Source organism: Mycobacterium sp. 663a-19, assembly GCF_035616495.1.
Taxonomy (GTDB): domain Bacteria; phylum Actinomycetota; class Actinomycetes; order Mycobacteriales; family Mycobacteriaceae; genus Mycobacterium.
The window spans coordinates 235,359-260,014 of the sequence record NZ_JAPJAV010000006.1; the positions used below are offsets into that span (position 1 = coordinate 235,359).

Below are 24,656 nucleotides of genomic sequence, written 5' to 3' on the forward strand. Positions count from 1 at the left end.
ACTTCGGCCAGATTCGCGTCAGATTCGAGTCAGAGCAGGTCGAGCAGGAAAGGCAGCTCCTGGTTGGCGTACCAGGCCAGGTCGTGGTCCTGGGCGTCGCCGACGATCAGGTCGGCGTCCTCGTCACCCAGGTCGGCGGCGTCGATGGCCGCGATGGCCTTGGTGACGGCCTCCTCCGCACCGGCGGTGTCGACGTATGCGGCGATCACCTGGTCGATCTCGACGGGTCCGCTCAGCCTGACGACGGCGTCGTCCAGGTCGGGCCGGAGCTGAACGTCATCGACTTCGGCGGACAGCACCGCGCGCCGCGGCCGCACCGGCTGGTCGGCTCCCTCGGCGTGCTGGGCCGCCAGCAGCCGCAGCGACGCCAGCGCGGCCTCGCGCAGCGCGACGTCGGCGAGCTCGTCGTCGTCACCCTCGGCGTAGGCCTCGCGCAACCTCGGCGTCACCGCGAACGCGGTGCCGTTGACCGGCCGCAGCGAGCCGTCGGCGACGAGTTGCTGCAGCATCGCCAGCGTGGCCGGGATGTAGATCCGCATCATCCGATCAGCGTGGCCGCATAGTCGTCCACGTACGTGGACAGCTCACGCGACGGGCGGCGGTAGTTGCCGCTGACCAACGGGTGCTTGGGCAGGTTCACCTTGGGCCGCTCCACGTCGGTGTACTCGATCGTGGACAGCAGGTGGTGCATCATGTTGAGCCGCGCGTGCTTCTTGATGTCGGATTCCACGACATACCAAGGGCTGACGGGGGTGTCGGTGTGCACCATCATCTCGTCCTTGGCGCGCGAATAGTCCTCCCACCGATACAGCGATTCCAGGTCCATGGGGCTCAGTTTCCATTGCCGCACAGGGTCGTTCCGTCTCGCCTTGAACCGGCGCAACTGCTCCTCTACGGAAACCGAAAACCAATACTTGCGCAGCAGGATCCCGTCGTCGATCAACATCTGCTCGAAGATCGGCGTCTGCCGCAAGAACAGGGCATGCTCTTGCGGCGTGCAGAATCCCATCACTTTCTCGACGCCGGCCCGGTTGTACCACGACCGGTCGAAGAGCACGATCTCCCCCTTGGCGGGCAGATGGGCTATGTAGCGCTGGAAGTACCACTGGCCGCGTTCCCGGTCGCTCGGCGAGGGCAGCGCCGCGATGCTGGCCACCCGGGGGTTGAGATATTCAGTGATCCGTTTGATGGCACCGCCCTTGCCCGCCCCGTCGCGACCCTCGAAGATGACCACCACGCGGGCGCCGCAGTGCCGCACCCACTCCTGCAATTTCACGAATTCCGTTTGCAGCCGGAACAATTCGGCTTGATAGACCTCGTTGGAGATCTTGCGCACGGCCCGCGAGCCCGATTTCCCTTTGCTCGCCTTCGCCTTCGCCGATGCGTCGTTGTTCGTAACAGCGCTCACATCAACGAATGCTATATCCACACAGCGATTTCGACTGCTTTACCGGGAAGCTTCCAGAAGCTCTTCGAGTGCTTGGTTCAGCAGCCCGGGCAGCAGGTCGACATCGCTCATCGCATCGCGGTCGGCATTGATCCCGAAATACAGCATGCCGTTGTAGGACGTCACGCTGATGGCCAGCGCCTGGTTGTGCAGCAGCGGGGGCACGGCATAGGTCTCCAGGAGTTTGGTGCCGGCCACATACATCTGCGACTGGGCGCCGGGGGCGTTGGTGATCAGCAGGTTGAACTGGCGCGCGGGAAATCCGGCGGCGACGCGGATGCCCATGGCGTGCAGGGTGGGCGGCGCGAACCCCGACAGCGTGACGATGGTCCGCGCGTCGACCAGGCTGGCGGCCGTCGGGTTCGACTCGGTGGCGTGCGCGATCTGCGACAGCCGCACCACGGGGTTGCCCTCCCCCACCGGCAAGTCGACCAGGAACGGGGTGACCTCGCTCATGGTCTGGCCCGGGCCGGTGGAGTCGAGCTGACCGTCGGCGTACACCGACAGCGGCGCCATCGCCCGGATCGTCGCGGTCGACGCCACCGCCTCACCGCGGGACAGCAGCCAGTTGCCCAGCGCGCCGGCGATCACGGCCAGCACAACGTCGTTGACGTCGCAGTCGTAGCGGGCCCGGATCGTCCGGTAATCCTCGAGATTGCCGCGGGCGACGGTGAACCGCCGGTTGCGCGAGACCCGGGCGTTGAGCGGGCTGCTCGGTGCGGTGCCGCGCGCCAGCGTGCGCGCGAAATCGACGACGCGGCGACCGGCGTCGAGCAGTTCACCGTAGTTCGTCGCCAGCCCGGCCACCGCGGACCCAACGGCCTGCAGCTGCGCTCCCGGCCCCATGACCCAGTCGCTCAGCGCGCCGAGCACCAGCCGGGTGTTGCCGGGGTCGCGCTCGGGCACCCAGATGTCTTCGGGGAACGGCGGCGGGCGCCGCGACCGGTCGGCGATGACGTGGCCGATCTCCAGCGCGGTCATGCCGTTGATGAGCGCCTGATGGGATTTGGTGTAGAGCGCCACGCGGTTCTTGTTCAGGCCCTCGACGAGGTACATCTCCCACAGCGGCCGCGACTTGTCGAGCGGGCGGGCGGCCAGCCGCGCGATCAGCTCGTGCAGCTGCTCGTCGCTGCCCGGCGACGGCAGCGCCGACTGCCTGACGTGAAAGGTGATGTCGAAGTCGGGATCGTCGATCCACACCGGCCGCGCCATGCCGATCACCTCGCGAACCTTCTGCCGGTAGCGCGGTATCTGGGCGAGCCGCTGCTCGACGGTGGCGAGCAGCGTCTCGTAGCTCAGCCCGGCGCGCGGACGGCGAAGGATGGACAGCGATCCGACGTACATCGGGGTCGCGGTGTTTTCCAACCGGTAGAAGGACGCGTCCGTAGGGGACAACCGGGTCACCATTGCGGCCCTGTGCTCCTTGTCAAATTCGTTGCTGCGCCGACGTACCCGCCCACGGTAATCGCCGGCTCCCGGCGCGGCATTGCACGGGTACGAGCAGACCGAATTGCGCGACGGCGACGAGCGCCCTAAAAACAATTGTCTGCCCACTCTCCAGCAGGCTCCTGCGTCCGATCGCCGAGTTGGAGAGTGCCCGTTGACCGTTAGCCCCGCCGCGAGCCCGGCCCGGCGCGACGCCTTCGCCGTCACGCCCGTCGTCGAGTACGAGCCCGCAAGCCAAAGCGTCCCGCGAAACGTCGCCCCGTGCCGGCCGGCATCGCGCCCGACGCCGCGCCGCGCCGGGCCTGTGCCGCGCCCGGAAGCGACCCCGGTGCTGTCCCCGTCGATGCGTCAGGCGGCGACCTTCGCGGATGCCGCGCTGCGCCGCGTGCTGGAGGTCATCGACCGGCGCCGGCCGCCGGCCCAGCTGCGGCCGCTGCTCGCGCCGGGCCTGGTCGACACCGTCCTGTCGGTCGGGCGCGCGCCGGCCGGGCGGGCGGGAGCCGCGGTGCTGCGCCGGACGCGGCTGCAACCGGCCGGGCACCCCGCGACCGCGGCCGAGGTCTTCGGCTGCTACAGCCGCGGTGACCGCGTCCACGCGATCGCCTGCCGCGTGGAACGGACCGCGGGCGCCCGATGGCTGGTGGTCGCCCTGCACATCGGGTGACGGTTAGGCAGCCGGCGCGGCGCCCGCCGGCGACGGGCCGCCGGCGAGGCGGGCCAGCAGCGGCCCCACGATCGCCATGACGAAGACATAGGACGTCGCCAGCGCGGCCATGCCGTGCACCGAGGTGCCGACCAATCCGATGATGACCAGGGAGAACTCGCCGCGGGCGACGAGCGCCGTGCCCGCCCGCAGCTGCCCGCGGCGCGCCACGCCGTCGCGCCGGGCGGCGAACACCCCGGTGGCCACTTTGGTCGCCGCCGTGACGGCGGCCAGCGCGACGGCGACCGGAAGCATCGGAAGCAACTCGTGCGGGTCGACCGACAGGCCGATCGCCAGGAAGAAGATCGCGGCGAACAGATCGCGCAGCGGGCCCAGCACCCGGCGCGCCCGGTCCGCGGTTTCACCGGCCAGGGTGAGCCCCACCAGGAACGCGCCGACGGCGGCCGACGCGTGCAGGGACTCGGCCAGGGCGGCGACGATCAGCGTGACCCCCAGCACCCGCAGCAGCAGTTGCTCGGAATCGGGGTGCGCCACCAGGCGGCCGAAATGATGCCCCCAGTGATACGACGCGGCGAACGCCGCGATCAGCGCGCCGACCGCGAGGACCATGCCGGCGACGGCCTCCACCCAGGTGCCCCCGGACGCCAAGACCGCGAACGGCGGCAGGTAGGCGGCCATCGCGAAATCCTCGAGCACCAGCACCGACAGCACGGCCGGCGTCTCGCGGTTACCGAGCCGGCCCAGGTCCTCCAGCACGCGGGCGATGACGCCCGACGAGGAGATGTAGGTGACGCCGGCCAACGCCAGGATGGCAACGCCGTCCAGGCCCAGCAGCCAGCCGGCCACCGCGCCGGGCGCGGCGTTGAACACCACGTCGACGCCGGCCGACGGCAGATGGTGACGCAGGCTGCTGGCGAATTCGGTTGCCGAGAACTCCAGACCCAGGGTCAGCAGCAGCAGGACGATGCCGATGGGCGCGCCCGTCGCGATGAACTCACCCGCGGCGGCCACCGGCCAGATGCCGCCCTTGCCCAGGGAAAGACCCGCCAGCAGATAAAGCGGAATGGGGGACAACGCGATTCGGCGTGCGACGGTGCCCAGCAGCGCGAGCGCGGCCAGGAGGGCGCCGAGCTGAAAAAGCAGCGCCTCCGAAATCTGCACCGGCTCAGCCCTTGTCGACGATCTGTTCGACCCCGGCTATGCCTTCCTCGGTGCCGATCACTATCAGCACGTCGCCCGCGCGTAGCGTCTCGGCCGGGCCCGGCGAGGCGAGCACGTCTTCGTCGCGCACGATCGCGACGATCGACGCCCCGGTCCGGGTGCGCGCCCGGGTGTCCCCCAGGGGCCGGTCCACGTACGGGCCGCCCGCCCGGATGTGGACTTGGCCCGCCTCGAGTCCGGGCACTTCGCGGGTCAGCTCGGTGAACCGCTCGGCGATCCGGGGCGCGCCCAGGATCTGCGCGACGGTGTCGGCCTCTTCGTCGGTCAGGCGGAAGACCGGGCGGGCCTGGTCCGGGTCGTCGGGGCCGTACATGACGATGTCGAAGTCGCCGCCGCGGCGGGCGATGATGCCGATCCGGTCACCCTTGTGGCTGACGAATTCGTAGCGGAGACCGACGCCCGGCAGCAAGACCTCCTTGACGTCCATGGAGTCAATCCTTGACGAAACGCCTGCCGAAGAGAAGCGACACCGGCCAACCTCATATCCGGCCGGTGTTAGCGCCGGCCGGTGACCTCCCCGGCGGTCAGCCCTGCGGCGCCGCCTGGGTGGGGTGCGTGTGCCGGGCGCTTCAGGGGCAGCAGCATCGGCACTTGACTGCGGTAGTCACGGTATTCGTCGCCCAGCACCTCGACCAGGTCGCGTTCTTCCAGCTGCACCGCGATCAGGATGTAACCCGTCATCACGATCGAGAAGAGCAGGTGCCCGGCCGTCATGGTCGGTGCCGCCCAGAAGGCGATGAAGAAGCCCAGCATCAGCGGGTGGCGCACCACCTTGTACAGCATTCGAGAGTGAAAACCTATGTGGCTGTAGGGTTTTCCGCGCCAGGCCAGGTACACCTGGCGAAGGCCGAACAGGTCGAAGTGGCTGACCATGAAGGTCGAGGCCAGCGCGATCGCCCAGCCGAGCCAGAACAACGCCCACACCGCCGTGCGCCCGGCCGGCTGCCACACGTCCCAGATGACGGCGGGCATCGTCCGCCATTGCCAGTAGAGCAGCACCAGCACCGCGCTGGACAGCACCACGTAGGTGCTGCGCTCGATGGCCGGCGGCACCAGCCGCGTCCAGCGTGCCTTGAACGCCGGCCGCGCCATGACGCTGTGCTGGACGCCGAACGCGGCGAGGAGCAGGACGTTGATCAGCACCGCCTGGCCGAACGACCCGGGCAGCCCGTGGTCGACGGATCGCGGCACCCAGAGGTTGCCGAGGAAACCGACAAGATACAAGAACGCGGCGAGAAATAGCAGGTAAGCACCGGCGCCGTAACCGATGATCAAGTAGCGCTTCATTAGCTGATTGTGCACCTCACGGACACGTCCGCATATAGGTCATTTGCCTCATCTTCGGGATCTGCGGGCGGCAAGCCGCTAGTCAATTTTGACTACTGCGATTGGCGGCGCGGCCGTCGTGGCTTTGCGGATTTGAGGCAAACGCCCCATGCCGTCGCGCCAGTGCCGGACCGATGATCGACCATGACAAAGCCACCTCGAGAAAGCAACGGAGCCGGATCATGACCGAAATGACATGCAGCACAGCGACCATCGAGCGGCCCGGCACTCCGCGATCAAGCGAGGCAGCCAAGGCGCCGCACGGCGGGCGCGTCGACGCGATCGACATCAGCCGGCGCGCCGGTGGACGGCAGATCCTGCACAAACTGTCGCTCTCGGTGCAACCCGGTGAATTGGTCGCCATCGCCGGCGGCAGCGGCGCGGGGAAGACCACCCTGCTGGAGATCCTCGCGGGACTGCAACCGCCGTCCGCCGGGGAGCTTCGGCACGACGGCGTCGCGCGCGGTGCCCACGTCAGCGCCGGCTCCCGGGTCGGCTACGTGCCGCAGGACGACATCATCCACCTCGAGATGCCGCTGCGCCGCACGCTGCGCTACGCGGCGCAGCTACGGCTGCCCGCGGGCACATCCGCGGCCGAGGCGGAGCGGATCGTGGAGCAGACCCTGCGGGACCTCGACCTGGCCGATCGGGCCGACGTACCGGTGCGCGCGCTGTCCGGCGGTCAACGCAAGCGGGCCAGCATCGCCGTCGAGCTGTTGACCCGGCCGCGGCTTTTCTTCCTCGACGAACCCACGTCGGGGCTCGATCCCTCGACGGCGGCCGAGGTGATGCGCCTGCTGCGCCGGCTCACCCGGCGCGGGGTCACCGTCGTTCTCACGACGCATGAGCCGGCCGGGATCGACCGGTGTGACCGGGTGGTCTTCCTGGCTCGCGACGGACACTTGGCCTTCGCCGGCAGCCCGGCGGTGGCGCGGCACTACTTCGGCGTCCACGACCTCGCCGAGGTGTACGAGCGCCTGGCCGGGGAGGACACCCCACAGATCTGGGCGGAGCGATTCGCCGAAAGCCGCCTGAGGTCGAACACCCGGCCCGGGTCACCCCGGCAGCAGGTCCCGTCCGCCCGCTCCGACATCAAGCGCACCGGCGCGGTCCGGCAATGGTGGCTACTCACCCGGCGCAACGTCGACGTTCTCGCCCGCAACCGGCTGACTCTTGCGATCCTGCTCGGCTCGCCGGTGCTCGTGACGGCGATGATGGCGACGCTGTTCAAGCGCGGCGCGTTCGATCCGGGCAGCGCGGCCGGCGTCGGTCCGGCGCAGATCGTGTTCTGGATCGCGTTCGACGGCTTCTTCTTCGGCCTGACCTACGGCCTGCTCCAGATCGTCGGGGAGATGGCCGTCTTCCGGCGCGAACGCCTGGCCGGGCTCAGCGTGGGCGCCTACGTGGCGTCGAAAGTGACTGCGCTGCTTCCGGTTCTCGCGGGAGTGAGCGCGGTGTTGCTGGTCGTGCTGCGGGTGCTCGGCCGGCTGCCCGCCGTCGGATGGGACGTGTACGGCTTGCTGTTCGCGACGATCGTGGTCGAGGCCACCTCGGCGCTGGCCCTGGGACTTCTCGCCTCGGCCGCGGTGTCCAACGCCGCGCAGGCAGCCCTTGCCCTGCCGATGCTGTGCTTCCCGCAGGTTCTGTTCGGTGGCGCGATCGTGCCCGTCGACCAGATGGCCACTCCCGGGCGCCTGATGAGCCTCGTGTTGTCCAATCGCCACGCCTTCGATGCGTTGGGTCGCGACCTGGAGCTTGACCGCTACACCACCGCGCTGCCGGCGATGTCGGCCTACCGCAATACCTTTGAGGGCGGGACCACCGCCAGCCTCATCGCGCTCGCCTCGTTCGCCGTCGCCCTCACGCTGGCAACCGCGTGGGTCCTGGACCGGCGATCCCGGCCCGGCGCATCGTCGCGCTGACCGCGTGCCCTAGTCGAGCACGCTTCCGGTCAGGCCGTGCCGCGTCGCGTACAGGCTGGCCCCGATCCGGTTCGAGACCCCGATCTTGGCGTAGATGTGCTCCACGTGATTGCGGACGGTCTTCTCGGAAATCCAAAGGGCCGAGGCGATCTCCCGGTTGGATCGCCCCTGCGCGACATGCAGCAATACCTCGGCCTCGCGCCGGGTCAATCCCGCCGGCCGGGGCGCCCTGCGCGACGGCCGGTGGCCCCCGGCCTCCAGCACGGCCTCGACCGCGTCGCCGTCCAGGCGGCCGCGGGCGGCTTCGCTTCGTAGCCGGCCGGCCGCGGCGGCGTCATCCAGTGCATCACGATACGGTCGCGGCTCCGTTGAGGCGCAATAGCTTTCGGCGGCGGCAAGTATCCGATCGCGAACGGACAGGTCGTCGCCGCGCAGGCCGTTGGGATAGCCCGAGCCGTCCAGTCGTTCGTGATGGTTGACCGCGGCCTCTCGGACGGCCTTCAGTCCCCCGACCCGGGCCAAGATCCTGCCGGTCAGATACGGATGCATCTGCACCCGCTCGCGTTCGGCGTCGGTCAGTTCACCCGGCTTCTCCCACACCCGGTTGGACACCCCGATCCGGCCGAGATCGTGGACGTAGCCCGCGCGACGCAGAACGTCGAGCTCGTCGGCCGGCAGCCCGGCACATTTCCCGGCGTTCTCCGCCAACTCGGCCACGGCGCGCGAATGGCCAAGCGTGAACGGGCATTTCAAGTCCACGAAGTCGCCCATCGCGAGCAGCAGCCGGTCCAGCGCGGCGCCGCTCAGCGTCTCGCCCGGGTCCGGCGCCAGGGTGGCGGCGGTCGACCACACGTCTTCGTCGTCGCGCAGCAACTCGTCGGCGACCGCCGTGAACACCGCGACGATGTCCGGGTCGAACTGTTTGCCGCTGCGGCGCCGAACCTCTGCGATCGCGGCGCTCGCGCCGTAGGCGCGGTGGTGTACCTCGGCGATGTCGGCAAGCTGCGCCACCCGCATCGCCGCGGGTATCCGGGACCCGGCGGCCCCGGCGGGCAGACCGCTGCCGTCCCACCGTTCGTACGCGTACGGCAGCGCTTCGCATACGTCCGCGCCCAGGCCGATCTCCTCGGCGAGCAATGCGGCCGACAGGCAATGGGACTGCACCAGCGCGCCGAGATTCCCACGTGCGTCCAGGAACAATTTGGCGGCCAGCTTGGCTCGTTGCGGCAGCGTCGACCCGCGGCCCAGATTGCCGAGGAGAAATCGCCGGTATGCCGGGCCGGACCAGTCGATGAAGTGGCTGTCATGTCGCATGGCGATATCGTCGCCGAACCACCGCGCGTACTCGTGGGAGTCGGCGTGACACCCGATCCACATCACCAGGCCCGTGTAGAAAACCGTCCCGCACTCACGCTCGCCGAGCCCGAGCCGCCGGGCCAGCCTGGTGCCCATCGTCGCCGACCGCAGCATGTGGTCCATCGGCTGGCCGAGCCCGAGGTCGACCGCCAACGACAACGCCGCCAGAACCTCGGTCCGCGACACGGCACCGCCGAAGGGCATGGGACTCGCCCCTTTCTGGACCTGGTCGGGCCCGGCGGCGTCGGGCTAGCGCCTCTTCACCGATTTCGGCGGCTTGGCGCCCCGGCCCTGCCGCCGCGCGGCTTCGCGCCGCTCGCGCCGGCTGGCACCGGCGGGCACGCCAGCCGGCGTCTTGGCCGCGCCGCCGCCGTTGCGCTGCACCTGCGCCGAGCCGTCCTCCGACGGGCCGGAATAGGTCAGCGCCGGCGCCTCGTCGTCAATCCCCTTGGCGCGCAGGGCGGTTGGAGCCTGTTCACGCACCGCGGCGGGCGCGGGCTCACTTGCCAACTCGGCGAGCCCTTCGGGCGCCTCCACCGGGCCGACCTGCGGGGCGGGCGCCGCCTCGACGGTGACGTTGAACAAGAAGCCGACCGACTCCTCCTTCATGCCGTCGAGCATGGCCATGAACATGTCGTAGCCCTCGCGCTGGTACTCCACCAGCGGGTCGCGCTGCGCCATCGCGCGCAGCCCGATGCCCTCCTTGAGGTAGTCCATCTCGTAGAGGTGCTCGCGCCACTTGCGGTCGATGACGTTGAGCAGCACGTTGCGCTCCAGCTGACGCATGGCGCCCTCGCCGGCGATCTCCTCGAGCTCGGCTTCCCTTGCGGCATAAGCCCGTTCGGCGTCCTTGAGCAGCGCCTCGAGCAGCTCCTCGCGGGTGAGGTCGTCGCGCTCGGAGTCCTCGTCGTGGTGCGTCAGCGCCTCGTGGCTGATGCCGACCGGGTAGAGCGTCTTGAGTGCCGTCCAGAGCGCGTCCAGGTCCCAATCCTCGGCGTACCCCTCGGCCGTCGCGCCGTTGACGTAGGCGGTGATCACGTCGCGGACCATGTCCAGCGCCTGATCCTTGAGGTTCTCGCCCTCCAGGATGCGGCGGCGCTCGGCGTAGATGACCTTGCGCTGCTGGTTCATCACCTCGTCGTACTTGAGGACGTTCTTTCTGACCTCGAAGTTCTGCTGCTCGACCTGGGTCTGCGCGCTCTTGATCGCGCGGGTGACCATCTTGGCCTCGATCGGCACGTCGTCGGGCAGGTTCAGCCTGGTCAACAAGGACTCCAGGGCGGCACCGTTGAACCGGCGCATCAGCTCGTCGCCCAGCGACAGGTAGAACCGCGACTCGCCCGGGTCGCCCTGCCGGCCGGAGCGGCCGCGCAGCTGGTTGTCGATGCGGCGCGACTCGTGGCGCTCGGTGCCCAGCACGTACAGGCCGCCCGCCTCGATCACCTCTTCGGCCTCGGCGCCGGCCTCCTCCTTCACCTTGGGCAGTTCCTCGTGCCAGGCCGCCTCGTACTCGTCGGGCGTCTCCACCGGGTCCAGACCCCGGGCGCGCAGCCGCTGGTCGGTGAGGAAGTCGACGTTGCCGCCCAGCACGATGTCGGTGCCGCGGCCGGCCATGTTGGTGGCCACGGTGATGCCGCCGCGCCGGCCGGCCACGGCGATGATGCCCGCCTCCTGCTCGTGATACTTGGCGTTGAGCACGTTGTGCGGGATGCGCTTCTTCTGGAACTGCCGCGACAGGTACTCCGAGCGCTCGACGCTGGTGGTGCCGATCAGGACGGGCTGGCCCTTCTCGTAGCGCTCGGCGACGTCGTCGACCACCGCGATGTATTTAGCCTCCTCGGTCTTGTAGATGAGGTCGGATTGGTCGGTGCGGATCATCGGCTTGTTGGTCGGGATGGAGACCACGCCGAGCTTGTAGATCTCGTGCAGCTCGGCCGCCTCGGTCTGGGCGGTGCCCGTCATGCCGGCGAGCTTGTCGTAGAGCCGGAAGTAGTTCTGCAGCGTGATGGTGGCCAGTGTCTGGTTCTCGGCTTTGATCTCCACGTGCTCCTTGGCCTCGATGGCCTGGTGCATGCCCTCGTTGTAGCGGCGGCCGTACAGCACGCGGCCGGTGAACTCGTCGACGATGAGCACCTCGCCGTCGCGCACGATGTAGTCCTTGTCGCGGTTGAACAGCTCCTTGGCCTTCAGCGCGTTGTTGAGGTAGCTGACCAGCGGCGAGTTGGCGGCCTCGTACAAGTTGTCGATGCCGAGCTGGTCCTCGACGAACTCGACGCCCTTCTCGTGCACGCCGACCGTGCGCTTGCGCAGGTCGACCTCGTAGTGGACGTCCTTTTGCATCAGCGGCGCCAACCGGGCGAACTCGGTGTACCAGTTCGACGCGCCGTCGGCGGGCCCGGAGATGATCAGCGGGGTGCGCGCCTCGTCGATCAGGATGGAGTCGACCTCGTCGACGATGGCGTAGCTGTGCCCGCGCTGCACCAGGTCGTCCAGCGAGTGCGCCATGTTGTCGCGCAGGTAGTCGAACCCGAACTCGTTGTTGGTGCCGTAGGTGATGTCGGCGTTGTAGGCCACCCGGCGCTCGTCGGGCGTCATCTGCGCGAGGATCACCCCGACCTGCAGGCCCAGGAAGCGGTGCACCCGGCCCATCCACTCGCTGTCGCGTTTGGCCAGGTAGTCGTTGACCGTGACGATGTGCACGCCCTTGCCGGCCAGCGCGTTGAGGTAGGCCGGCAGCACGCAGGTCAGGGTCTTGCCCTCACCGGTCTTCATCTCGGCGACGTTGCCCAGGTGCAGCGCGGCGGCGCCCATTACCTGCACGTCGAAGGGACGCTGGTCGAGCACCCGCCAGGCGGCCTCGCGGGCCACGGCGAACGCCTCGGGCAGCAGATCGTCCAGGCTTTCCCCGTCCGCCAGGCGCTTCTTGAACTCGTCGGTCTTGGCCCGCAGCTCGGCGTCGGTGAGCTTTTCGACGTCGTCAGACAGGGTGCTGACATAGTCGGCCACCCTCTTGAGGCGCTTGACCATGCGACCTTCACCGAGGCGCAGCAATTTCGACAGCACAGCTATGTCCCTACGATCGGAGTCTTGTTAAGAGCGACTCCCATCGTAGGGGACGACGCGGTGGTCGCCCCTTAGCAAGGCGAGCTCAAGCCAGCCGAATCAGCCCGTAGTCGTAGCCGTGCCGCCGGTAGACGACGGACGGCCGCTCGCTCTCCTTGTCGTAGAACAAGAAGAAGTCGTGCCCGACGAGCTCCATTTCGTAGAGCGCGTCGTCGACCGACATCGGCGTGGCGCGGTGCTCCTTGGTGCGGACTATGCGCCCCGGCTCGTGGTCGGCGCGGTCCTCGAGATCCGCGCCGTCGTGGCGGTGCGGCTCCTCCGGCTCGCTGTTGTTGGATGCCTTGTTGTTGGAGGCCTTGGGCGGCGGGCCGACGGCGGTGGCCTCGGCGAGGGAGACCGGGGTCTTCTCGCCGTAGTGCACCTTGCGGCGGTCCTTGCCGCGGCGCAGCCGGCTTTCCAGCCTGTCCACCGCGCCCTCCAGCGCGGCGTAGAAGCTGTCGGCACACGCCTCGCCGCGGACCACCGGCCCGCGGCCGCGGGCGGTGATCTCCACGCGCTGACAGGACTTGCGTTGGCGACGGTTGCGTTCGTGCTTGAGTTCGACGTCGAACAGGTAGATGGTCTTGTCGAACCGCTCCAAGCGGGCGAGTTTCTGCGAGACGTAGACGCGGAAGTGATCGGGAATCTCGACGTTGCGGCCCTTGAACACGACCTCGGCGGTCGTCGTCGGTTCCTGCGCGTCGGTTTCAACCGGAGGTTGGTCCAGAATCTGACCGGAATCCACGGTGAGCCTTGACATACGTGACAACTCGTTTCTCTTTTCACGTCGCACGCGCCCTGCGTGCCGGCTTCCTTTGAAGACGCACCGACGGGGTGGGAGCGGGTTGAAGCGATCGCCGCCGCAGGCAGCCCGCCGGTGCAAGGTGTCGGATACTCACCCCCTCCGCATGTGGCGTATCAACCTGAACATCGCGACCAGTGAGTCAGACCAGTAGGTCCTCGTGAGTTCCTGAACGTTGATCTCGACGTTAGCTCGTGTTCGCCGTGGGATGCCACCAATTTCGCTGACCTGTTGCGAGTTCTTCACACAGGTTGTTCACTCAGGGGTTCTTCACTCAGGCGGCCGCGATCGCGAGCACCGCGGCCACCCGCACCCCGGCCGACCGCAGCACCCGGACCGACTCGCGCGCCGTCGCCCCGGTGGTGACGATGTCGTCGACGATCACGACCTCGGTGCCCGGCGCCCGGCCGCGCAGCAGCACCCGGCCCGCGATGTTGCGCTCGCGGGCGGCGGGGCGCAGGCCCACCGAGTCGCGGGCCAGCGCCTTCATCCGCAATGCCGGCGCGACGACGACGTCGGGGTGCGCGGCGACCGCGGCGGTTGCCAACCGAGCGACGGGGTCGCCGCCGCGCCGGCGCGCCGCCGAACGCCGGGTCGGCGCTGGCACGACCGTCAGCGGCGTCTCGAGCAGCCCCCAGGTCAGCAGCCGGTGCACCCCGACGGCTAGCGCGCACGCCAGCGGCGCGAGGAGGTCGCCGCGGCCGTGCTCCTTGAGCGCCAGGATCGCCCGGCGCCGGGCGCCCACGTAGCGCCCGAGCGCGAACACCGGCACCCGCGGGTCGATGCGGGGGTTGACCACGTGCGGCTGGTCGGCCGCCACCGCCAGCTCCGCGGCGCAGGCCGCACACCAGCGGGTCGACGGCGCCCCGCAGCCGCCGCATTCGGCCGGCAGGATGAGGTCGAGCACGCCGCCAGTGTGGCGGACAGCGGTGACATGCTCGTCGAAAACCGGCTGCGGCGGTCAGCCCGGCAGCACCGGCGCGGCCCCGCCCACCATCAGCCCGGACACCTCCGACCAGCTCTGCTGGGTTTCGGCCGAGGACGCCGAATATTGCAGCACCCCTTGGGGAGCCGCGACGTACACCGTCGACGGGTTGGCCGCGATCGCCGTCAGCGGAATCTGCAAACCCCTGGCGGGCGCGTCGGAGTTGACCCCGTCGATGTTCACATACGACACCGGGTGGGAGGCGTCGGTGCGGGTCACCACGATGTCGTCGCCGGTTCGCCAGGACAACGACACCACCGAGTTGCCCAGCCCGAAACCCAGCCGCCGCGGGTAGGTCAGGGCGTATTGGCCGGCCTGGGTCTGCTCGACGCTGGCGAGGATCACCTGGCCGGCGATCACCATCGCGGCGCGGGTGCCGTCGCGGGACAGCTGCAGGTCGGTGATCGGCCCGGGGAAGCGGCTGGCCACCGCCGCCGAATCCACCGGGATGCGCGCGGGCTGGCCCGACGCCGGCTCCTGGATCGCCCGCAGCACGTTGTTGGTGTCGACCACCACCCAGACCGCGTCGTCCAGCGACCAGCTGGGCCGCGACAGGCTGTGCCCGTCGGCGGACTGCACCGCCTCGCCGCCGAGGTCACCGATCCACAGCGACTCCGCCACGTCCGGGGCGCCGCGCCGCAGGGTCACCACGGACGCCACCTCGCGCCCGCTGCGCGACAGCGCGGCGCTGGACTGGTCCCCCATCCGCCCGAACGCGCCGGGCACCGTCGTCGTGTGCTGCCCGTCCAGCCCCACCAACGACCCGTTCACCAGCGCGTGCAGGCCCGCGCCCGCACCGTCGGCCACGCCCGGGTCGGTGGCCGCGACGTCGGAGGTGGTCCAGCCCTCGGCGAACCTGTCGTCCAGCGGCGCGCCGTCGGCGTTGATCACATACGGGCCCCGGATGTCCGCCCTGGCCAGCGTCCAAATGATCTGTGCCGCAAGCAATTGCCTGCTGTGCGGGTCGGTCGTGGACAGTTTCTCCAGATCGATCCGCGCGCCTCCGTACCCGCGGCCGATGCCGTTCTTGCCGCCGTCGGCCCGGGTCACCGGGCCGCGCAGCCGCAGCGGCGGGGCGAGCAGGTTGCGCACCGTGTGGGCCATCTCCGGGCGCGGACCCGCCAGCAGCTTGGAGACGAGCTCGGTGGCCAGCTGATCGTGATCGGACACCGCGACATAGCGCGGATCGGGCACCACGGTCTTGCCCGTCGGGTCGGCGAAGTACAGCGTGTTGCGTTTGTAGGTGGACTGAAATTGCTGCCAGTCCAGGAAGACTCCGTTGGGCAGGCGGTCGATCCGCCAGCCGCCCGATGTCTTGACCAACTCGATCTGACCCGGATCCGGCAGCGTGCCCTCCGCGGTTTCGAACACCCCCATGTCGGACAGTGAGCCCAGGATGTCCGCCCGCATGGTCGCCGAAACCCGTTCGGCGCCACGGGTTTCCACGAACACCACATGGTCGATCAGCAGCGCGCTGCCCGCGTCGTCCCAGGAGTTGGACGCCGACTGGGTGAGGAACTGCCGCGCGGCCAGATGCCGGTTGGCGGGATCGGCTGTGGCCTTGAGGAATTCGCGCAGCAGCACGTCGGGGTCCATGCCCGGGGTCGGCTTGGGCAGGTTCGACGGCGCGGGTCGCTCGACGGTGCCGATGGCCTGCGGGGCCGACGAGCTGGGTACGCCCGCGCACCCGGCGAGCAGCGCCGCAACAACCAGCAGCGCCAATCTCGTTGGGAGCCGGCGCATCACCCGCTCCTCTCGGCATGCTCGCGCTGGCGCTGACGGTCTGGGCGCCCCGACTCGGCCGGTTGCGGGATGGGCTTCATCGGCAGCGGGCTGGTGGTGACCTTGTGGCCGCGAACCAGGGGCAGCGTCAGCCGGAAGCACGCGCCCTGACCGGGCTCGCCCCACGCCTCGAGCCGGCCCTGGTGCAGCCGCGCGTCCTCGATGCTGATCGCCAGGCCCAGCCCGGTGCCGCCGGACCGGCGCACCCGCGACGGGTCGGAGCGCCAGAACCGGCTGAACACCAGCTTCTCCTCGCCGGGACGCAGCCCCACCCCGTGGTCGCGGACGGTGACGGCGACGGTGTCCTCGTCGGCACCCATCCGGATGTGCACCGGCTTGTGCTCGGCGTGGTCGATGGCGTTGGCGATCAGGTTGCGCAGGATCCGCTCCACCCGGCGCGCGTCGACCTCGGCGATCACCTCTTGGTCGGGCAGGTCGAGCAGCAGCTCGACGCCGGCCTCCTCGGCGAGGTGCCCGACGTTGCCCAGGGCGCTGCGCACCGTGGTGCGCAAATCGACCGCGTCGACGGACAACTCGGCCACACCCGCGTCGTGCCGGGAGATCTCGAGCAGGTCGTTGAGCAGCGTCTCGAAGCGGTCCAGCTCGTTGACCATCAACTCGGTGGACCGCGCCAGCGTGGGGTCGAGGTCGGCGCTGTGGTCGTAGATCAGGTCGGCGGCCATCCGCACGGTGGTCAGCGGGGTGCGAAGTTCGTGGCTGACGTCGGAGGTGAAGCGCCGCTGCAGGTTGCCGAACTCCTCGAGCTGGGTGATCTGACGGGACAGGCTCTCGGCCATGTCGTTGAACGACACCGCCAGCCGGGCCATGTCGTCCTCGCCGCGCACCGGCATCCGCTCGGACAGGTGGCCCTCGGCGAATCGTTCGGCGATCCGCGACGCCGACCGCACCGGCACCACCACCTGACGGGAGACCAGCAGCGCGATCCCGGCGAGCAGCACCAGCAGCACCGCCCCGCCGGTGATCATCGTGCCGCGCACCAGCATGATGGTGGCCTGCTCGTTCTTCAGCGGAAAGATCAGGTACAGCTCCAGGTTGGCCACCTGGGCCGACGCGGGCGTGCCGATGACCAGGGCCGGGCCGGAGAAGCCGACGGTGTGCACGGTCGCGTATTGGTAGGCCGCCTGCCCCGCCTTGACGAAGCCGCGCAGCGAGCCGGGCACCTGGTCGACGGGCCCGGCCGCGCTCGCGGCGCGCGGCCCGTCGCCGGGCACCAGCAGCACGGCGTCGAACGCGCCGGCCAGGCCGGCCCCCGAGGCCGAGTCGGTTTTCGACGTCAGCGTGTTGCGGGCCAGCTGCAGGCTGCTGTCCAGCGAGCGCGTCTCCTCACCGTTGACGATCCCGCCGACGGTGGTGCGCGCCCGGTCGATCTGCTCGATGGCGGCCTTGACCTTGACGTCGAGCACCCGGTTGGTGACCTGACTGGTCAGCACGAAGCCGAGCGCCAGGATCACGGCCAACGACAGTCCAAGGGTCAGCGCCACGACTCGCAGCTGCAGCGATCTGCGCCAGGCAACGGCCACGGCTCGGCTCACCGCGCCCATGCCGCGAGTCATGGGGCCCGAGCGCCCCCAGCGGCTCCGAGTGCGTCGCCGCGAGCCCCAGATCAATGGCGGCCCGCCCCAACGCCGCGGATCACGGAGGTCCGGCCTTGTAACCCACTCCTCGAACGGTCAACACCACGGTCGGGTTCTCAGGGTCCTTTTCGACCTTGGCCCGCAGACGCTGGACATGCACGTTTACCAGGCGGGTGTCCGCCGGGTGCCGGTATCCCCACACCTGTTCGAGCAGCACATCACGAGTAAACACCTGGCGCGGTTTGCGTGCCAGCGCGACCAGCAGGTCGAACTCCAGCGGCGTGAGGGAGATCTGCTCGCCGTTGCGAGTGACCTTGTGCGCCGGCACGTCGATCTCGACGTCGGCGATGGACAGCATCTCGGCGGGTTCGTCGTCGTTGCGGCGCAGCCGCGCGCGCACCCGGGCGACCAGCTCCTTGGGCTTGAACGGCTTCATGATGTAGTCGTCGGCGCCCGACTCCAGGCCCAGCACCACGTCGACGGTGTCGGTCTTGGCCGTCAGCATGACGATCGGGACCCCCGAGTCGGCGCGCAGCACCCGGCACACGTCGATGCCGTTCATGCCGGGCAACATCAGGTCCAACAGCACCAGGTCGGGGCGCAACTCGCGCACCGCGGTGAGGGCCTGAGTGCCGTCACCGATGACCGCGGTGTCGAAGCCCTCCCCACGCAGCACGATGGTCAGCATCTCTGCCAGCGAAGCGTCGTCATCGACGACCAGGATCCTTTGCCTCATGGTGTCCATGGTGTCACCAGATCGGGACAAAACTCGGGCGCCACACGGGCGTTTCTTCTTCGATAACGGCAAATCGTGACAAATTTGTGCTATCTGGCCATCAAACTGGCCGCCAGCGCCTCGGGGGTGACGTCGGAATCGACGACGAGCCAGCGCCCACCCCAGTCCGCGGCGGCCAGGCCTTCGTATACCGCGCCGGTGCGTTGCTGAAGGTCGTCGTCGCGCTCGTAGCTGTCGCGCGGCCGGCCCGGCTCCGAGTCGGCCCGGTGGCGGGCCCGCTGCGCGGCGAGTTCGGCGGTGACGTTCAGCAGCACCTGCCAGTCCGGCCGGGGCAACCGCAGCCGGTCGTATTCGAGCCGGTGCACCCAGGCCGCCGCCTCCCCCGTCGCGCTTTGGTGCAGGCGGGCGGCGCTGTAGGCGGCGTTGGAGGCGACGTAGCGATCCAGGATCACCACGTCGTGCTCGGCGCCCAGCCGCTCGATCTCCCCGATCGCCGCGGCGCGGTCGAGCGCGAACAGCGTGGCCATCGCGTAGGCCGACGACGCGAGGTCGCCGTGCTCGCCGTGCAGCGCCTCGGCCGCGAGGTCGGCGGTGATCGAGTGCCCGTACCGCGGGAACGCCAGCGTGGCCACGGACTTCCCGGCGGCCTCGAAGGCGGCGCGCAGACGGTCGGACAGGGTCCGCTTGCCCGCGCCGTCGACGCCCTCGATCGCGATCAGCACGGCGCGAGCCTAAGACCACGTGGCGCGAACAGACGCAAAAGCACCCGAAAGACGGCGTGTCGAGGGGCTTTTACGTCTGCTCGCGGGCAATCAGTAGCGGTAGTGGTCGGCCTTGTACGGGCCCTCGACGTCGACGCCGATGTAGTCGGCTTGGTCCTTGGTCAGCTTGGTCAGCTTGCCGCCGAGAGCCTCGACGTGGATGCGGGCCACCTTCTCGTCCAGGTGCTTGGGCAGCCGGTACACCTCGTTGTCGTACTCGTCGTTTTTGGTCCACAGCTCGATCTGCGCGATGACCTGGTTGGAGAAGCTGTTGCTCATCACGAACGACGGGTGGCCGGTGGCGTTGCCCAGGTTCAGCAGCCGGCCCTCGGACAGCAGGATGATCGACTTGCCGGTGTCGGGGAACGTCCACACGTCGACCTGCGGCCGGATGTTGACCTTCGTGGCGCCGGAGCGCTCCAGCTGGGCGACCTGGATCTCGTTGTCGAAGTGCCCGATGTTGCCCAGGACGGCGTGGTCCTTCATCGCCTTCATGTGCGCCAGCGTGATGATGTCCTTGTTGCCGGTGGCGGTGATGACGATGTCCGCCTCGCCGATCGCGTCCTCGACCGTGGTGACGTCGTAGCCCTCCATCAGGGCCTGCAGCGCGTTGATCGGGTCGATCTCGGTGACGACGACGCGCGCCCCCTGGCCCTTCACCGACTCGGCGCAGCCCTTGCCGACGTCGCCGTAGCCGCAGACCAGCACCTTCTTGCCGCCGATCAGCACGTCGGTGCCGCGGTTGATGCCGTCGATCAGCGAGTGCCGGCAGCCGTACTTGTTGTCGAACTTGGACTTGGTGACCGAGTCGTTGACGTTGATCGCCGGGAAGGCCAGGTCCCCGGCCGCCGCGAACTGGTAGAGCCGCAGCACCCCGGTCGTGGTCTCCTCGGTGACGCCCTTGACCGACTCGGAGATCTTGGTCCACTTGTTCTTGTCGGTCTCGAAGCGGCGGCGCAGCAGCTCCAGGAAGACCTTCCATTCGGTGGGGTCGTCGTCCTCGGCGGGCGGCACCACGCCGGCCTTCTCGTACTGGGCGCCGCGCAGCACCAGCATGGTGGCGTCGCCGCCGTCGTCGAGGATCATGTTGGCCGGCTCGTCGGGCCAGGTCAGCATCTGCTCGGCGGCCCACCAGTACTCCTCGAGCGTCTCGCCCTTCCAGGCGAACACCGGCACGCCCTTGGGCTCCTCGGGCGTGCCGTACGAGCCGACGACCACCGCGGCGGCGGCATGGTCCTGGGTGGAGAAGATGTTGCACGACGCCCACCGGACCTGCGCGCCCAGCGCGACGAGGGTCTCGATGAGCACCGCGGTCTGCACCGTCATGTGCAGCGAGCCCGAGATCCGCGCGCCCTTGAGCGGCTGCACCTCGGCGTACTCGCGGCGCAGCGACATCAAACCGGGCATCTCCTGCTCGGAGAGCTCGATGTCGCGCCGGCCGTAGTCCGCCAACGACAGGTCGGCGACCTTGAACTCGATGCCGTTGCGGACGTCGGGAGTCAAGGCGTTTTCGGTCGTCGTCATAGCGTTGTTCATCCTTCTCGGGACTCGGCGAAGTCAAGCGGTACTTAGCTTAGGTATGTTCTTGCGCCACTGTAGTCGCCGAGCGCTCAGGGAACGTTGATGACCCCGTGCCGCTCCGCGAACGGCGTCATCAGCCGGGCCAGGTCCGCCGCCACGTCGTGGTCGGCCTCGGGCGGCATCGACACGTAGCTCAACGCCAGTCGCACGATGGCCCGCGCCAGCACACCGGCATCCACTTCGCTGGTGGCCACCCAGGTTTGGGTCAGCGCCGACGCCAGCCGGCCCGACGCGCGGGTGATGATGGGCGCGCTGTCGGTGGTGATCAGCTGCAACAGGTCGGGCTTGGCCACGCCCGTGCGCAGCGAGGTCACCAACGGGTCGGCCGCCGCCTCGGCGAAGAACCGCCGGAACGCCTGCAGGAACGACTGATAGATGTCGCCGACGTTGGCGTCGAGGGCGTCGTGGATGGTGTCGACGAGGCGGTCGGCCAGGCGCAGGGCGTATCCCTGCGCCAGGCCCTGCCGCGAGCCGAACTCGTTGTAGATGGTCTGCCGGCTGATGCCCGCGGCGCCGGCCACGTCGGACAGCGTGATGGCCGACCAGTCCCGGGTCTGAAGCAACTCGCGCATCGCGTCGAGCACCGAGTCGCGCAGCAGGACGCGGGACGCCTCGGCGTACGGCATCCGCTTCACAGGCGCGACAATAGCCCTCACGGCCTGGCGACCTCCACCATCTCGAAGTCCGACTTCGCGGCGCCGCAGTCCGGGCAGCTCCAGTCCTCGGGGATGTCGTCCCAGCGGGTGCCCGGGGCGATGCCGTCCTCCGGCCAGCCCTTGGCCTCGTCGTACTCGAAGCCGCACTGCACGCAGACGAACAGTTTGTAGTCGCTCACTGCTTTCCTCCTATGGTTTCGATGGTTTCGAAATCGACCTTCTCGCGCACCGCACAGTCGGGGCAGCACCAGTCGTCGGGGATGTCGTCGAAGGGCGTGCCCGGCGGAAAGCCTTCCCGCGGAGCGCCTTTCGCCTCGTCGTAGACGTAGCCACAGCCGGGGCAGCGGTAGGCGATCATGCCGCCGCTCCGTACTTGGCCAGCAGCTTCTCGCGCAGCCGCGGCTGCAGGTTGACCCGGGTGATGTCGCCGTCGTAGTGCGCGAGCACCCGGTGGTCCATCACCTTGCGCCACAGGGGCGGGAAGTAGGTCAGCGAGATCATCGACGCGTACCCGCTGGGCAGGTTCGGCGAGCCCGCCATGCTGCGCAGCGTCTGGTAGCGCCGGGTCGGATTGGCGTGGTGATCGCTGTGCCGCTGCAGGTGGTACAGGAACAGGTTGGTGACGATGTGGTCGGAGTTCCAGCTGTGCACCGGCGCGCAACGCTCGTAGCGGCCGTTGGCGTTCTTCTGCCGCAGCAGGCCGTAGTGCTCGAGGTAGTTGACCGCCTCCAGGAGGCTGAAGCCGAAGACCGCCTGGATCACGACGAACGGGATCACGCCCACACCGAAGACCGCGATCAGCGCGCCGAACAGCACCGCCGACATCGCCCACGCGTTCAGCACGTCGTTGGACAGATACGTCTTGGGGTTCCACGGGCTCTTGCCCTGCCGGCGGATCCGCTGCGCCTCGAGCGCGACGGCCGAGCGCAGGGCGCCGAACACGCTGCGCGGCAAGAACTCCCAGAAGGTCTCGCCGAAGCGGGCCGACGCCGGGTCCTCCGGGGTGGAGACGCGCACGTGGTGGCCGCGGTTGTGCTCGATGTAGAAGTGGCCGTAGCCGGTCTGCGCCAGGGTGATCTTGGACAGCCACCGCTCCAGCGCGTCCCGCTTGTGTCCCATCTCGTGCGCGGTGTTGATGCCGACGCCGCCGAGCACGCCGACCGACAGCGCCACGCCGATCTTGCCGGCCCAGCCCAGCCCGCCCTCGAAGCCGAGCCAGCCCAGGTTCGACGCGGTGAACAGGTAGGCGCCCAGCACCACGCTCGCGTACTGGAACGGGATGTAGACGTAGGTGCAGTAGCGGTAGTACTTGTCGTTCTCCAGCCGCTCCATCACCTCGTCGGGCGGGTTCTGACCGTCGGGCCCGAAGCGCAGGTCGAGGACGGGCAAAAGGACGTAGAGCAGGATGGGCCCGATCCACAGCGGGGCCTGCGCGGCGGCGTGCCAGCCGAGCCGGTTGAGCCCCCAGACGAGCGGCAGCATCACGAACAGCGCCGTCGGCGCGATCAGGCCCATCAGCCACAGATGGCGCTTCTTGTCCCGCCACTGGGTCGCGGGCTGCGGGCTGAGTTGTGTGGTCATATGCCAAACCTCCTTGTTAGTCATGCCACGTTGAGGTTTGACAATACGCGACTCTGCGTCTTGTGTCTAGACACAGGACCATGTTTTGTAAAGCGATGTGACTACGTCACGGCCGCCTCGGGGTCGGCCTTCGCGCCCGCCGGCTCGGCCTGGCGGCGGCCCTGCACCGAATGCCGGCGCCCGTAGCCGGCGTAGATCGCCGTCCCGACCACCAGCCACACGGCGAACCGGACCCAGGTCAGCGCGGTGAGGTTGATCATCAGCCAGACGCAGGCGCAGATCGAGGCGATCGGAAGCACCGGCACCCACGGGGCGCGGAACCCGCGCGGCAGGTCCGGCCGCGTCCGGCGCAGCACGATGACGCCGGCCGACACCAGGACGAACGCGAACAGCGTCCCGACGTTGACCATCTCCTCGAGCTTGTTGATCGGGAACACCGCCGCCGTCGCCGCTACCACCACGGCCACCAGCGCGGTGATCCGCACCGGCGTGCCGCGCGAACCGGTCTTGGCCAGCGGGCGCGGCAGCAAGCCGTCGCGCGCCATCGCGAACAACACCCGGCACTGCCCGAGCATCAACACCATCACCACGGTGGTCAGCCCCGCCAAGGCCCCGACGGCGATGATCCCGCTGGCCCAATGGACCCCGTTCGCCGTGAACGCCGTCGAAAGGTTCGCCGACTTGTGGCCGGGCAAGGTCTTGAGCTGGGTGTAGGACACCATGCCGGACAGCACGATCGACACCGCGACGTAGAGCACGGTCACGATCGCCAGCGAGGCCAGGATGCCCCTCGGGACGTCGCGCTGGGGGTTCTTGGTCTCCTCGGCCATGGTGGCCACGATGTCGAAACCGATGAACGCGAAGAACACGATCGACGCCCCCGCCAGCACGCCGTACCAGCCGTAGTGGCTGCTGTGCGCCCCGCTCAGCAACGCCAGCACCGACTGGTCGATGCCCCGTTGGTCGGCCCCGGCTTCGGCCTTGGGAATGAACGGCGAGTAGTTGGCCGCCTTGATGTAAAACGCCCCGACCACCACGACCAGGATCACCACCGACACCTTGATGGTGGTGATCACCGCGGAAAACCGCGACGACAATTTGGTGCCCAGCGCGATCAGCGTCGACACTCCCCCGACGATCAGCAGCGCGCCCCAGTCGAGGTTGACCGATCCGAAACTCACTGTGCCACCGGCGAATCCGAACACCGTGCCCAGGTAGCTCGACCACCCCTTGGACACGACGGCGGCGCCGACGGCCAATTCCAGCAGCAGGTTCCAGCCGATGATCCAGGCGAGGAACTCGCCGAAGGTGGCATAGGAGAAGGTGTAGGCGCTGCCGGCCACGGGCAGCGTGGACGCGAACTCGGCGTAGCACAGCGCCGCCAGCGCGCAGGTGGCCGCCGCGATCACGAACGAGATCCACACCGCGGGACCCGTGACGTCGCCGGTCGTGGACGCGGTGACCGTGAAGATTCCGGCGCCGATCACCACCGCGACCCCGAACACCGCCAGGTCGCGCCAGGTGAGCTCCCGGCGCAGCCGGGTGCCCGGCTCGTCGGTGTCGGCGATCGATTGCTCGACCGACTTTATCCGCCATCGATTGGCCATCAGCCCGCCCTTTCCCGAAGCCGTTGGACCGCACAGTACTGGGTAGTCTGCGAAGATGCCCGACGGCGCAAAAAGCTCGAGGAATC

Annotated in this window: 22 protein-coding genes; 2 read left to right on the forward strand and 20 right to left on the reverse strand. The window is 69.0% G+C overall.

All coding sequences use genetic code 11. From position 1 onward, the window contains the following. Positions 1-29: 29 nt before the first annotated feature. Genes OQ968_RS13230 through OQ968_RS13240 form a run of 3 tightly spaced genes read right to left on the reverse strand, consistent with a single transcriptional unit; the run spans position 30 to position 2,854 of the window. Positions 30-542 carry a DUF6912 family protein gene (locus OQ968_RS13230; protein WP_324678443.1) on the reverse strand — a complete coding sequence of 171 codons (513 nt, stop codon included), beginning with the start codon at positions 540-542 and terminating at the stop codon, positions 30-32. Beyond that, entirely contained in the window at positions 539-1,408 is an 870-nt protein-coding gene (gene ppk2, locus OQ968_RS13235) for a polyphosphate kinase 2 (RefSeq protein WP_324678445.1), read from the reverse strand. Before ppk2 ends, OQ968_RS13230 begins: the two co-directional genes overlap by 4 nt. A 39-nt stretch (positions 1,409-1,447) precedes the next feature. After that, positions 1,448-2,854, reverse strand: coding sequence for a wax ester/triacylglycerol synthase family O-acyltransferase (locus OQ968_RS13240; RefSeq protein WP_324678447.1), 1,407 nt, complete (start codon positions 2,852-2,854; stop codon positions 1,448-1,450). 193 nt (positions 2,855-3,047) lie between these two features. On the opposite strand from OQ968_RS13240, the gene OQ968_RS13245 reads away from it, so the two are divergent. Further along, the gene (locus OQ968_RS13245; RefSeq protein ID WP_324678449.1) at positions 3,048-3,557 is read left to right on the forward strand and encodes an Rv3235 family protein; all 510 of its coding nucleotides are present in this window, start codon (positions 3,048-3,050) and stop codon (positions 3,555-3,557) included. 3 nt (positions 3,558-3,560) lie between these two features. Here OQ968_RS13245 and OQ968_RS13250 read toward each other — a convergent pair whose 3' ends face one another. The 3 genes from OQ968_RS13250 to mddA form a co-directional block, all read right to left on the reverse strand. Further along, positions 3,561-4,718 (reverse strand): cation:proton antiporter, encoded by a 1,158-nt coding sequence (locus OQ968_RS13250; RefSeq protein WP_324678451.1) that lies wholly within the window; start codon positions 4,716-4,718, stop codon positions 3,561-3,563. A 4-nt stretch (positions 4,719-4,722) separates the two neighbouring features. Continuing rightward, complete coding sequence (locus OQ968_RS13255; protein ID WP_324678453.1) at positions 4,723-5,205, reverse strand: cation:proton antiporter regulatory subunit; 483 nt, start codon at positions 5,203-5,205, stop codon at positions 4,723-4,725. 68 nt (positions 5,206-5,273) lie between these two features. Further along, positions 5,274-6,065 carry a methanethiol S-methyltransferase gene (gene mddA, locus OQ968_RS13260; RefSeq protein WP_324678455.1) on the reverse strand — a complete coding sequence of 264 codons (792 nt, stop codon included), beginning with the start codon at positions 6,063-6,065 and terminating at the stop codon, positions 5,274-5,276. Positions 6,066-6,295: 230 nt separating this feature from the next. On the opposite strand from mddA, the gene OQ968_RS13265 reads away from it, so the two are divergent. Then, the gene (locus OQ968_RS13265; protein WP_420715905.1) at positions 6,296-8,026 is read left to right on the forward strand and encodes an ATP-binding cassette domain-containing protein; all 1,731 of its coding nucleotides are present in this window, start codon (positions 6,296-6,298) and stop codon (positions 8,024-8,026) included. 9 nt (positions 8,027-8,035) lie between these two features. Here OQ968_RS13265 and OQ968_RS13270 read toward each other — a convergent pair whose 3' ends face one another. The 14 genes from OQ968_RS13270 to OQ968_RS13335 form a co-directional block, all read right to left on the reverse strand. Beyond that, positions 8,036-9,586, reverse strand: coding sequence for an HD domain-containing phosphohydrolase (locus tag OQ968_RS13270; RefSeq protein ID WP_324678459.1), 1,551 nt, complete (start codon positions 9,584-9,586; stop codon positions 8,036-8,038). A gap of 45 nt (positions 9,587-9,631) precedes the next feature. Beyond that, complete coding sequence (gene secA / locus OQ968_RS13275; protein WP_324678461.1) at positions 9,632-12,445, reverse strand: preprotein translocase subunit SecA; 2,814 nt, start codon at positions 12,443-12,445, stop codon at positions 9,632-9,634. Between the two features lie 85 nt (positions 12,446-12,530). After that, positions 12,531-13,229 (reverse strand): ribosome hibernation-promoting factor, HPF/YfiA family, encoded by a 699-nt coding sequence (gene hpf / locus OQ968_RS13280; protein ID WP_420715906.1) that lies wholly within the window; start codon positions 13,227-13,229, stop codon positions 12,531-12,533. Between the two features lie 331 nt (positions 13,230-13,560). After that, a complete protein-coding gene (locus tag OQ968_RS13285; RefSeq protein ID WP_324678465.1) occupies positions 13,561-14,193 on the reverse strand; it encodes a ComF family protein in 633 nt (210 codons plus the stop codon). Between the two features lie 54 nt (positions 14,194-14,247). After that, positions 14,248-16,014, reverse strand: coding sequence for an MtrAB system accessory lipoprotein LpqB (gene lpqB, locus OQ968_RS13290; protein WP_324678467.1), 1,767 nt, complete (start codon positions 16,012-16,014; stop codon positions 14,248-14,250). Continuing rightward, the gene (gene mtrB, locus OQ968_RS13295) at positions 16,014-17,681 is read right to left on the reverse strand and encodes an MtrAB system histidine kinase MtrB (RefSeq protein WP_324678470.1); all 1,668 of its coding nucleotides are present in this window, start codon (positions 17,679-17,681) and stop codon (positions 16,014-16,016) included. Before mtrB ends, lpqB begins: the two co-directional genes overlap by 1 nt. 25 nt (positions 17,682-17,706) lie before the next feature. Further along, entirely contained in the window at positions 17,707-18,393 is a 687-nt protein-coding gene (mtrA, locus tag OQ968_RS13300; RefSeq protein WP_003899985.1) for a two-component system response regulator MtrA, read from the reverse strand. An 80-nt stretch (positions 18,394-18,473) separates the two neighbouring features. Continuing rightward, positions 18,474-19,106: a dTMP kinase gene (locus OQ968_RS13305; protein WP_324678472.1), complete on the reverse strand. Its 633-nt coding sequence runs from the start codon at positions 19,104-19,106 to the stop codon at positions 18,474-18,476. Between the two features lie 90 nt (positions 19,107-19,196). Further along, positions 19,197-20,669 (reverse strand): adenosylhomocysteinase, encoded by a 1,473-nt coding sequence (ahcY, locus tag OQ968_RS13310; RefSeq protein ID WP_324678473.1) that lies wholly within the window; start codon positions 20,667-20,669, stop codon positions 19,197-19,199. 86 nt (positions 20,670-20,755) lie between these two features. Then, positions 20,756-21,352, reverse strand: coding sequence for a TetR family transcriptional regulator (locus OQ968_RS13315; protein ID WP_324678645.1), 597 nt, complete (start codon positions 21,350-21,352; stop codon positions 20,756-20,758). A gap of 26 nt (positions 21,353-21,378) precedes the next feature. After that, on the reverse strand, positions 21,379-21,561 hold the full coding sequence (locus tag OQ968_RS13320) for a rubredoxin (protein WP_009978741.1): 183 nt from the start codon (positions 21,559-21,561) through the stop codon (positions 21,379-21,381). Then, on the reverse strand, positions 21,558-21,740 hold the full coding sequence (locus OQ968_RS13325; protein ID WP_324678476.1) for a rubredoxin: 183 nt from the start codon (positions 21,738-21,740) through the stop codon (positions 21,558-21,560). Before OQ968_RS13325 ends, OQ968_RS13320 begins: the two co-directional genes overlap by 4 nt. After that, a complete protein-coding gene (locus OQ968_RS13330) occupies positions 21,737-22,963 on the reverse strand; it encodes an alkane 1-monooxygenase (RefSeq protein WP_324678478.1) in 1,227 nt (408 codons plus the stop codon). Before OQ968_RS13330 ends, OQ968_RS13325 begins: the two co-directional genes overlap by 4 nt. 101 nt (positions 22,964-23,064) lie before the next feature. After that, positions 23,065-24,570, reverse strand: coding sequence for an amino acid permease (locus tag OQ968_RS13335; protein WP_324678480.1), 1,506 nt, complete (start codon positions 24,568-24,570; stop codon positions 23,065-23,067). Positions 24,571-24,656 lie beyond the last annotated feature (86 nt).